This is a genomic window from Haliea salexigens DSM 19537, assembly GCF_000423125.1.
Lineage (GTDB): Bacteria > Pseudomonadota > Gammaproteobacteria > Pseudomonadales > Halieaceae > Haliea > Haliea salexigens.
In genome coordinates, this window is record NZ_AUHJ01000050.1 from 1 (window position 1) to 5,241 (window position 5,241).

Annotated in this window: 5 protein-coding genes; 2 read left to right on the forward strand and 3 right to left on the reverse strand. The window is 57.4% G+C overall.

Features of this window, described 5'->3' with window-relative positions; genetic code table 11:
* A partial coding sequence (locus tag G533_RS22990; protein WP_035529232.1) for a tetratricopeptide repeat protein occupies positions 1-413 on the forward strand: 413 nt, incomplete at its 5' end.
* On the opposite strand, the gene G533_RS0119010 is transcribed toward G533_RS22990, so the two are convergent.
* Both G533_RS0119010 and G533_RS0119015 read right to left on the reverse strand, forming a co-directional pair.
* Complete coding sequence (locus G533_RS0119010; protein ID WP_027951272.1) at positions 368-1,615, reverse strand: ISL3 family transposase; 1,248 nt, start codon at positions 1,613-1,615, stop codon at positions 368-370. The two genes, G533_RS22990 and G533_RS0119010, sit on opposite strands and share 46 nt — an antisense overlap.
* A gap of 134 nt (positions 1,616-1,749) precedes the next feature.
* On the reverse strand, positions 1,750-2,919 hold the full coding sequence (locus G533_RS0119015; protein ID WP_027951273.1) for an IS4 family transposase: 1,170 nt from the start codon (positions 2,917-2,919) through the stop codon (positions 1,750-1,752).
* Between the two features lie 238 nt (positions 2,920-3,157).
* On the opposite strand from G533_RS0119015, the gene G533_RS0119020 reads away from it, so the two are divergent.
* On the forward strand, positions 3,158-4,405 hold the full coding sequence (locus G533_RS0119020) for an IS256 family transposase (RefSeq protein ID WP_027951274.1): 1,248 nt from the start codon (positions 3,158-3,160) through the stop codon (positions 4,403-4,405).
* A gap of 49 nt (positions 4,406-4,454) precedes the next feature.
* On the opposite strand, the gene G533_RS0119025 is transcribed toward G533_RS0119020, so the two are convergent.
* A complete protein-coding gene (locus G533_RS0119025; RefSeq protein WP_027951275.1) occupies positions 4,455-5,036 on the reverse strand; it encodes a D-sedoheptulose-7-phosphate isomerase in 582 nt (193 codons plus the stop codon).
* Positions 5,037-5,241: the final 205 nt, after the last annotated feature.

The window sequence follows — 5,241 nt, forward strand, 5'->3', positions numbered from 1 at the left end:
CGGGCCGGGTGGATCAGGCCGCGCTTGAGCTCGACAGCATCTGGTCCGGCGATGCTGACCGTCTCGAGTACAAACTCGCCAATGCGGAAATACTGATGACGCGCGGGGAGCCGGGCAAGGCAGCCGAGCTATTGGAACGCGAACTGAAGCTATCGCCCGGCAGTCACCCGCTGGCCATGGCCTATGCCCGTGCGTTGATGCGCGACAGGAAACCGCACATTTCGGAAGCCGTGTTGCTGGAGCAGAGCAAGGTACGCCCCGAGGACCCGGCGCTATGGTACCTGCTGGCTGAGGTACAGGGACTGTCCGGAAATATCGTCGGCCTGCACCAGTCGCGCGCCGAGTACTTCATTGGTTCTTCGTCATTTTATGTGGATTTCAAGATGGAGCCCGCAGGGCTGGCAATCAGGTAGATCATGGTCATGAACGTCTCCGTGTTGCGATATCCCCGAGCTCTGGCACGCGCCGCCTGGAATATGCCATTCAAGCCTTCCAATCGCGCATTGGTATAGGTTGAGGTCCAGCGTTGAACCACTCGATCCACATGCGTCTTCAAGGTAGCCAGCGCTTTCCGTATCGGCTCCAGGGCCGGCGTGTCGCCAACCAGGCAGGATGCCCAGTTCAGATAGTGGGTGATCCGCCAGCGCGCTCCTCTCGGTGTTCTGGCCTTGCGCACCCAGGCGAGCTTTTCCTTGATCCGCCAGGCTGTGGCCGTGTCGAGTCCCTGGTCGATAATCTCGGCCAGCGCGAGCAACTGGTTGTCGGTCAGATGGCCCACCTGTCCGCGTTTGAGTACTGCCCAGCGCAGCTGCTTGGGCAAGGGCTTTTCCTTCCCTTCCAGCTTGCGCACAGCGTCCACCGAGCGGGTAAAGACCTGCACGATATGGAACCAGTCCACCGTGATGGTCGCCTCCGGCAGGTGTTCCTTGACGCCATTGATAAAGGCCGGCGACATGTCACACACCACCTCGAGTACCTGCTGCGGGTCGCCACCGTGAGACTTCAGAAAGTCGGCAAATTGCTTCAGCGTCCCCTTGCCACGACCGGGTGTGACAAACAGCACCGGCTCCTTGCGCCGCTCCATGTCGATGAACACGGTAACGTAGTTGTGCCCGCGCTTGCTGGCCGTCTCATCCAGGCCGACACCACGAACGCTGCTCAGATCAAACTGCGAGATTGCCTGTGCCACGTAGTGCTTCACGATGCGCCAAAGGCGCGTATCAGTGATGTCCATCAGGCGCGCCGCAGCCAGCACCGGCATCTCCCGAACCAGGGCCAGTGCGGCCTGCTCAAACAGCAGCGTGAAGGCGCTCCCCTTGCGGGCCCAGGGCACCTCCACCTGACGGACACCGTGGCCGGGGCACTTCACCCGAGGCACCGAGGCCGTGATGTAGCAGTGGTGCTGGAAGAAGTTGAGGTGCCGCCAGCGCTTCTCCTGAAAATCATGGGCTGGACAGAGCGCGCCACATGTCGGGCAGGGGTAGCGAGCACCGCGCTCACCGGCTACCTGCAGGTGCAGCTCGTGGGGCTGCGTCGAGGTATCCAGATGCTGATCAACTAGCCGCCAGGGTGGCTGAATGCCAATCCCCAGCAGCAGAATATCGTCACTGCGCATGCTGTCCTTCCTTCTCTGCCGATGCGCGGTAGGATGCCCCAGCATGTGGTCTAATTCCACTCAGTGTGACGAGGAGCCAGACAAATTTTGCAGCAGGCTTAGGTGAGTTATAACTGAATCTCACTAGTGTCCGGTTAAAAGTTGAACAAATTCAGTTGGTTGCCGTGGGCATCCAGTTCGGTTATGTCGCCAGCGTCCAGAAACGCCTTGTTTATAGGGATTTTCTCGAAAACGCTGACGGAGAGAATCTGTAGCAATGTGTAGAGTGAGGCCTCGAGTTGAAGCTCCTTTCTGATGATCGCGATCAGCACATAGACGGACACGGCGCACCAGATTTGCGTCTTTACCGCGTTCTCGCTCGTGCCGAAAAACTTCTTGATGCGCAAGTGTTGCTTGATCCACTTGAAGAACAGTTCGACTTGCCACCGGCTCTTGTAAAGCGCGGCGATGGTGAGCGGGGGCAGTGTCGTGTTGTTGGTCAGAAACACCAGCGTCTGGCCCGTCTCGGGATCCTTGAATCGAATGCGTCGCAGGTGCTCGGGATAATGCTTGCTGCTGTAGAAGCCGTTCAGCATGATGCGTTGATCGCAGATCACCCCGGTGGTCCGGTCGGTCCTGACCGAGTAAACACGGCGGGCGTCCATGCCGCGCTTGGCGCGGGTCACGAAGAAGGCTCCGGCCTGATGCATCTGGTAAAGCCTGGCAAAGTCCAGATAACCCCGATCCATCACATAGAACGCGCCCGCCTCGATCGGCAGGATGTCCAACACCTTGACGTCGTGCATTTTGCCGTCGCTGACGTGGATAAAGGCAGGAATGGACCCGCGCAAGTCCAGCAAGGTATGCAGTTTGATAGCGGCTTTGGTCGCCCGGAATGGGGCCCAGTCGAACAGGCTCAAGCACAGATCGATGGTAGTGGCGTCCAGGGCATAGATGGTGTTGTTCAAATCCAGCCCCAGGTCCTCGCCGTCGTACAATTTGCGGGCTCGGCGAATAAGCAAAGCTGCGACATCCGACCAGATGCGCCAGTCTCGCGACTCGTTCGCGTCTGCCAAGGTGGAACGGCGCACGCGGTGACGCAAGCCCATGCCATAGAGTTTGCCGGCATTGGCACCCAGGGTCGCCTCGATATCGCGCAGGCTTTCCCGCCAAGTCAGTTGCGCGAAGGCCAGCACTCGAAACTGCTCGGCGCAGGTCATCTTGCGAACTCCGGCATTGCCGGCGTGGCGATCGACTATGCGGGCAAAGCTGGTCCATGGAATAAAATCCATGATTTGTGCGAACAGTGTCTTGCCGACATTCATATGCAGTCCCCAACCCAAGCAGATGGGGAAAACTACACTGATTTGACGTATCTTGTTTCAAATCGACACCACATGAAATCGGCTGCAAAGCCGCGTCAACACTGGGTTTCAGCATGATCGTAATCAAATTAACCGGACACTAGTGACTGAATCTGGTGTTTAAGGAATTGAAAGAAAGCGGCGTATCTGGTTGATTGTTAGTCGCCAAACAAATCAGCCAACCGAGGAGTACGCCGCTATGAGTAAGAGTAACGTTGTTGAGTGGTCCGGTCGAGAGGAGATTGCCGATCCGCTGACTGACCTGTTGCGCCAGGGGGCACGTGACCTGATCCAGCAGGCGGTGGAAGCGGAGCTGGCGGAGTTCCTGGCGAGGTTCGAGGGACGCCGCCTCGATGATGGCCGCGCCGCTGTGGTGCGCAATGGTTATCAGCCTGAGCGGCCGATTCAGACCGGCATTGGTCCGGTGACGGTAAAGATACCGAAGGTCCGGGCCAAAGACGGCCGCCCCGTGGCGTTCCAGTCGGCGCTGGTGCCACCGTATGTACGCAAGACGCGATCGCTGGAGGCGGCCTTGCCTTGGCTGTACCTGAAGGGTGTGTCCACTGGCGAGATGGAAACGGCACTGGCGGCACTGATTGGCCCCGAGGCCAAGGGCCTGTCGGCCAGCACCGTGGCCCGCTTGAAACAGCAATGGGGTGAGGAGTACCAGGCTTGGCGCAAGACCCGGTTGGATAGGGATCGCTGGGTGTACCTGTGGGTGGATGGCATCTACAGCGGCCTGCGGGCCGAGGACACCAAGCTGTGTGCCCTGGTGGTGATCGGCGTCAATGAACGGGGCGAGAAGCACTTCCTGGCCATTGAGGACGGTGTCCGGGAGTCGACACAGAGCTGGCGAGAGGTGTTGCTGGGTCTGAAGGCCCGCGGCATGAACACGCCGAAGCTGGCGGTCGGCGATGGCGCCATGGGATTCTGGGCGGCGCTGGATGAAGTGTATCCGGACACCCGTCAGCAACGGTGCTGGATGCACAAGACTGGCAATGTGTTGAACTGCGCGCCCAGGTCGGTCCAGCCGAAGATGAAGTCGGCGCTGCATGACATCTGGCAGGCGGACACGAAAGAGCATGCCGAAGCGGCTTTCGATCAATTCGAAAAACTGTTTGAGGCCAAGTACCCGAAGGCGGTGCAGTGCTTGCAGAAAGACCGGGAGGAGCTGATGGCGTTCTATGACTTCCCGGCCCAGCACTGGCAGAGCCTGCGGACGACCAATCCGATCGAATCGACGTTTGGCACGATCCGGCACCGAACGAAGCGCTCGAAGGGCTGTCTGACGCGAGATGGCATGCTGCACATGATTTTCAAGTTGGGGGAGTGTGCACAGAAGAACTGGCGCCGCCAGCGCGGCTTCAGCTATCTGGCCAAGGTGATTACCGGGGTCAGATTCAAAGATGGTATCGAGGTGAACGCAGACAATCAGGTCGCCGCCTGATCAACTTCGTGAACACCAGATTTGACAATAGCTCGGCTTAGGTCGATCATTAGTTGCGTCCTACAATAGCCATGTCCAGGGCTTCACACAGCCAGTGGCCAATAAACATATGCACCTCTTGAATACGGGCGGTTTCATCGTTTTTAACGATAATAGATAGCTTGGCAATATCTTTTACCAGGCCCCCGTCGCGGCCGGTCAGCGCCACAGTGTATGCACCAAGCTCATTAGCGGCCTGTAGTGCTAGATTGATATTCGGGCTTTTGCCAGAGGTTGTCAGGCCAATTACGACATCTTGTGGCCGCACCAGGCCTCGTACCTGACGTTCAAATACGCTGTCAAAATGGTAGTCATTGGCATGGGCCGTAAGAATAGACGTATCAGTGGTTAAGGCAATTGAGGCCAACGGGTCGCGCTCGGCTTTATAGCGCACCATAAATTCGGCTGCCAAATGCTGACTATCTGCAGCGCTGCCGCCGTTACCCATCCAAACCACTTTGCCGCCTTGCTTTAAGCAGTTCTGCACGGCTTCTAACAGCTGCATAGCAGCGTCATGATAGGCTTCTACTATGGCAAATACATCACGATGACGTTGCAGGCTATCCAGAAAACTTTGCGTTAAATTGGGCATATTAAGCTCGAATCACTGATTAAGTGAGGCTATTCTAACGGATCTTAGCTACTTGGATTCAAATCCGAAGTGCATCACTTGATGAGGTAGAAAAGGCGGCCAGCTGAGAGTATGCTTTGCCGCTTTTTCTCCGGCAAGAGATTAAGTGATGACCAAACCATACAGCCAGCTGACCTATGAACAAAGATGCCAGATTTATCTGCTA